Origin of the sequence: Piscirickettsia salmonis LF-89 = ATCC VR-1361 (assembly GCF_000297215.2) — a bacterium.
Taxonomy (GTDB): Bacteria; Pseudomonadota; Gammaproteobacteria; order Piscirickettsiales; family Piscirickettsiaceae; genus Piscirickettsia; species Piscirickettsia salmonis.
The window spans coordinates 85,978-88,538 of record NZ_AMFF02000014.1 but is presented as its reverse complement, the minus strand read 5'-3'; the positions used below and the strand labels follow the sequence as shown (position 1 = coordinate 88,538).

The following is a 2,561-nucleotide window of genomic DNA, read 5'->3' as shown; positions in this document are numbered from 1 at the left end:
TAAAATCGATTGGGGTGTGCCGTTTAATCTCACGGCTAATCGTGCTAGGAGAAAAGCCAAGTGCTCTAGCAATTGATCTGAGCGAGTCTCCCTCTGATAACCGTTGTTCGATATAAAAACGATCTTTTTCATTTAAGTGCCGATAAACCATCTCTACCCTCTAAGTCAAAAGGCGAACTAGAGAGTTTATCTGTATGAATATGAACTCTCTACTGAGTGTTGCACTTCAGATGACGGAGGGCGAAGCAGTTAGTAAGTTCTGCAAATTTAGCCTCATAAATTTAAATGCTATTAATTTAGTTGGCTAGTTTTTTTATAATTAGCAAGAAATACAGCGCCTAGAATAATAATTACACCTAACCATTGGAACCAAGGTGTTGGTCGGCTAAAAAACAACACATCCCAGATAAATGAGAGTGTTGGTTGTAAAATTAGAATAAAAGCTGCAACACTGATATTAATTTTTGGCAAGGCGTAGCTAATGAGTCCCCAGCCGATGACTTGAGAGATAAGAGCATATAGTGTGACCCAGGCATAATTTGCATGGGGGTGTAGTGCTAAGCTCTCCCCAGTAAAAATCGCAATAAGAGTTAAAAAAAGGGTGGCTGACACTGTTGCGGTGGTGAGGATTGATAACGTGTTGGTTGGTTTTTTATTATTATTTTCTATATTACTCTCTGTGTTAATAGAATCTTGGCTATTCGCATATCGTAATGCATAGATATAGCCGCTATAACAAAGCCCGGAGAGTAAGCCAATGATAACTCCCCAATGGTAGTGTGGATCGAGGGTTAACCAGTCAGTTAAACAAAGTAGTAAACCACCTGGAAGAATACCGGCAAGGGCAATCATTTGATATTTATTTACGCGTTCTTTTAGTAAAAAAAAGCTGATTAAAAGTAGAAAAAAAATCTGACAGCTATTTAAAATGGTGGCAAGGCCCGGACCAACATAGAGAATACTTTGGTGCCAAGTTACAAGATCAAGGCAGAAAAAAAAGCCGGCAAGTAGGGCTGATAGGGTAAAGCGATTGACAATAAATAGACGCTCTTTGCGCAGCAATGTAACTATTAATAAAATAACGGCGCCAATAGCCATGCGGTAGACACCTATGGTTGCAGGGCCTGCTGAAATAATATGAACAAAAACGGAAGAAAAACTAATAAAAATAACACCGATTGTAAGAATAAGCTTATCAAAAATTGATTGATTGCGTAATAAATACACTAAAGGGATAGTTTGCATGGATTATGATTGTTTATTTATTAAATATGTAGATTAAATTTATAACGCAAACTGCGAATTACTGCCAATAAAAATTAAGACAGTAACTCTAGTTTTACTCAATATTAAAGAATTTAAGCAGGTAAATAGCCAGCATCTGTTAGTTCCTTTAGTGCATCACGAATTAAGCTTTTATCGGTTGTATTGATACCTTTGGCAAGTTCTTCTACATCTACGCTTAGGCTGTTTTTTGTATGTTGGTGTATATAAGTCATCACACCAAGTGCACCGAGGGACAGTTGTGAGTCGGCAAAGTAGTTTGTGGCTTTCATAAAGATCACTCCCTGATTGAGTTCATGAAAAATTATTGTTATTACTAATCTCTTATTGGACAACAGATAAAAAATGATGTCAATGAGTTCTGTTAGTTTTCGATCATGCGCTGCAGTAGTTGATTTATTTAGATTAGATCGACTACTGGTCAAATTGTTTAAAATCGATTATCTATGTGGTCGCAGACAGAGCACCATGGCTTTAGCCGTGGGTGAATGAACCCGAAGGCGGTATAATTAGCTTTATGGAAGTAATTAAAAGTGGTCACAGCGTATATCGTCTGCAATATCATATTGTTTGGGTGTGCAAATACCGCGGTAGGGTCCTGAATTCTGGTGTGTGCGAATATTTGAAAAAGGTTTTAGGCAAGCTGCTAAGAAGTATGCCTGGAGTGGAGATAGAGACGATTGACTTTGACGGAGATCATTTGCATATGGCGGGGTAATTCCACCGAAATACAGCATAGCAAGTGTAATGGGGCAGTTAAAAAGCCAATCGGCGTCGGAGTTGCGAAGCAAATTTTCTTGGTTAAGCAGAGTTTATTGGAAAGAGAATATTGTTTGGTCGCCAGGTTACTTTGTAAGCAGTATTGGTGTTGATGAAGTTACGATTAAGCGTTATGTGGAGCATCAAGGGGAACAGGATTCAGGTCAACTCCGAATGGAGTTGTAGGCAGACAAAGGTTTTGTTGGGATGTATATCAGCAAGAAATTTACGCTCATACCTTGATTAACCTTCAAACGCCTAGAAGAAAGAACATGAAGAAACAAAGAAAACAAGAAAATGAACGTTGGATTATCAGAACGAGACGATTGATTGAAACGGTGATAGGTCAGCTTAGCGACGGTTTTCACATTGAAAAAACAAAAGCTCGAGATCTTTGGCATTTTACCAATCGGATAACGAGAAAAGTTCTTGCGCATACAGTGGGCGTTGCTATTATAGCGCTCGATCAACAGTTTCTGACCTACTATCAGTAGGTTAAAAAATTCCAAAAGGAAAAA

6 protein-coding genes are annotated in these 2,561 nt (G+C 38.3%); 3 read left to right on the top strand and 3 right to left on the bottom strand.

Annotated features, from left to right (window positions below; translation table 11 throughout):
- The 3 genes from C200_RS14715 to C200_RS01625 all read right to left on the bottom strand — a co-directional run.
- The coding region (locus tag C200_RS14715; protein WP_155274424.1) for a helix-turn-helix domain-containing protein at positions 1-151 on the bottom strand (151 nt) is incomplete at its 3' end.
- 140 nt (positions 152-291) lie between these two features.
- Positions 292-1,245 carry a DMT family transporter gene (locus C200_RS01630; protein ID WP_032126197.1) on the bottom strand — a complete coding sequence of 318 codons (954 nt, stop codon included), beginning with the start codon at positions 1,243-1,245 and terminating at the stop codon, positions 292-294.
- Positions 1,246-1,358: 113 nt separating this feature from the next.
- The gene (locus tag C200_RS01625) at positions 1,359-1,556 is read right to left on the bottom strand and encodes a hypothetical protein (RefSeq protein WP_016212075.1); all 198 of its coding nucleotides are present in this window, start codon (positions 1,554-1,556) and stop codon (positions 1,359-1,361) included.
- A 245-nt stretch (positions 1,557-1,801) separates the two neighbouring features.
- Between C200_RS01625 and C200_RS16645 the strand changes: the two genes are divergently transcribed.
- From C200_RS16645 to C200_RS01610, 3 genes are read left to right on the top strand one after another with little or no spacing between them, the layout of a single operon-like run.
- Positions 1,802-2,002 carry a transposase gene (locus C200_RS16645; protein ID WP_032126198.1) on the top strand — a complete coding sequence of 67 codons (201 nt, stop codon included), beginning with the start codon at positions 1,802-1,804 and terminating at the stop codon, positions 2,000-2,002.
- On the top strand, positions 2,002-2,229 hold the full coding sequence (locus C200_RS16480) for a transposase (protein ID WP_257129611.1): 228 nt from the start codon (positions 2,002-2,004) through the stop codon (positions 2,227-2,229). The genes C200_RS16645 and C200_RS16480 overlap by 1 nt, the downstream gene beginning before the upstream one ends.
- A 53-nt stretch (positions 2,230-2,282) precedes the next feature.
- Positions 2,283-2,537, top strand: a complete 255-nt coding sequence (locus C200_RS01610; RefSeq protein ID WP_075273441.1) for a transposase — start codon at positions 2,283-2,285, stop codon at positions 2,535-2,537.
- Positions 2,538-2,561: the final 24 nt, after the last annotated feature.

Excerpts from the sequence above, each read along its gene's own strand:
- C200_RS16645 (WP_032126198.1), top strand. The coding sequence starts at position 1,802 with ATGGAAGTAATTAAAAGTGGTCACAGCGTATATCGTCTGCAATATCAT.
- C200_RS01625 (WP_016212075.1), bottom strand. The coding sequence starts at position 1,556 with ATGAAAGCCACAAACTACTTTGCCGACTCACAACTGTCCCTCGGTGCA.
- C200_RS01630 (WP_032126197.1), bottom strand. The coding sequence starts at position 1,245 with ATGCAAACTATCCCTTTAGTGTATTTATTACGCAATCAATCAATTTTT.